This window comes from Photobacterium aquimaris (assembly GCF_002954455.1).
Classification (GTDB): domain Bacteria; phylum Pseudomonadota; class Gammaproteobacteria; order Enterobacterales; family Vibrionaceae; genus Photobacterium; species Photobacterium aquimaris.
The window spans coordinates 1,285,145-1,286,769 of the sequence record NZ_MSCC01000001.1; the positions used below are offsets into that span (position 1 = coordinate 1,285,145).

A 1,625-nucleotide genomic window follows, 5' to 3' on the forward strand; every position below is an offset into this window, starting at 1 on the left:
TTCTAGTTCTCATATTATTTTTTTCCTCATACTTCTATATTCATTGATTGAGAACGCTTGATTCTAAGCTCTCTGGTGTTCAGCTGCTCTCTCTTCCAGATGTTCTGGATAGTAGTGATACTCACCGTAATATCATGCTCTTTAAGCACTTTCATCAGTTGTATGGCTGTCCCATGAGGGTTTAATAATGTCAGCTCAATAATCTTATTCTCAACATACTCAGGTATACGGTTTTTACTGCGCTTCAATGGCTTATTTATGCGCTTAAGGCCTAAAGGGCCTTCTTCTTCCATGACTTGCTGATAGGTATATAGTGTCTGGCGTGAGCAACCCAAGATACGTGCAGCTTTAGTGATACTGCCGAGTTGCTCTACAAGTTCGAGCGCTTCAAGTTTTCGCTGAACCTCTTTACCGTATTCATGGCATTTTCGCGGTTCGACCAATTCTGTAATATCAAGCCTTCGATGACCGAAGTAAGCTGAGAATGTGCCATCAAACTAGCAGCGGATTTCTACTTTTTGGTTCTCTATGGAGTAACGCACTGGCGAGTCAATGACGTACATTTTGCTGTCGAAGCTGAAGGTATGATCTCGACGTATCGTACGATATTCTTTCTGCACACAGATACTATTTAGGTCTAAGTCTGGCGGCAAAGGCCTGAATGCCGAACTAGCACTAACGGCTTGAACCATCAGCTTTTTTGCCTAGTAATTAGGAATAAACTCTTCTTGTAAATAACGATTTGCACTCTCCATATCAGTGATATTGTTGAACCTCAATTCGGGAACAAGCCTATCTTGGAACGTGTCGAAGGCACGCTCAATACGTCCTTTCCCTTGAGGGGAGTTTGCAAAAATAATCTCGATACCTAACTCTTCACAAGCACGCTGCATTTGAGAAAAGTTACTGCGTTTAGGGCCACCAAAAATACCCGCTCTATCGACATACAACGTTTTAAAAACGCCACGTTTTTCGATATAAGCACGCATGACCTTCATACATCCTTCAGTAGTTTCAGAGGGGAAAAACTGCGCATGAATATCACTGGTGGCGTCGTCAATGATAGCAATCAAACAAGATTTTCCATCACCGAACCAACGATGAGGACTGCCATCCATTTGAAGCATGAGTCCAGGTAACCTCATACGCTCTCGATACTTTCTGACACGAGTTCTACGACGCTTAGCCCGCTTGACATGATGAATCTCATGCGCCCAAGAGCGCAAGGTCTCACGTTTAATCGAGAGACCTTCGTTCTTTCTTAAAAGCTCTGAGAGATGCTGAAGATTAAAATCGTAATACTTCTTTTGGATGAGGCGCTGAACCTCTTTTTGAGTGAATCAGGCATTTTATTAATTGGAGCACGGCCAGTGTTGCCATGAATCACAAATCGAATCCCTTCTTTGCGATAACGCCGCAAGTAACGCTCAACGGTTCTTCGTGATTTTTGCAGCAATTGAGTAGCACTATTGATGGTAATTTTGCCATCAATAACTTTGCTAATGATATCGACAGTGAATTGAGATTTAGAATCCATATAGAACATCCTTAGCTCCTTCTAAAGTCTAATTAATTACTTTAAAAGATAAGCTAATTGAGTCCCGACATATTCCCTTGGTAGTTAT

1 pseudogene is annotated in these 1,625 nt (G+C 41.8%); it reads right to left on the reverse strand.

The annotated features are described in order from the left end of the window. Positions 1–26: 26 nt before the first annotated feature. Positions 27–1,546, reverse strand: a pseudogene (locus BTN98_RS05640) (ISNCY family transposase). Positions 1,547–1,625 lie beyond the last annotated feature (79 nt).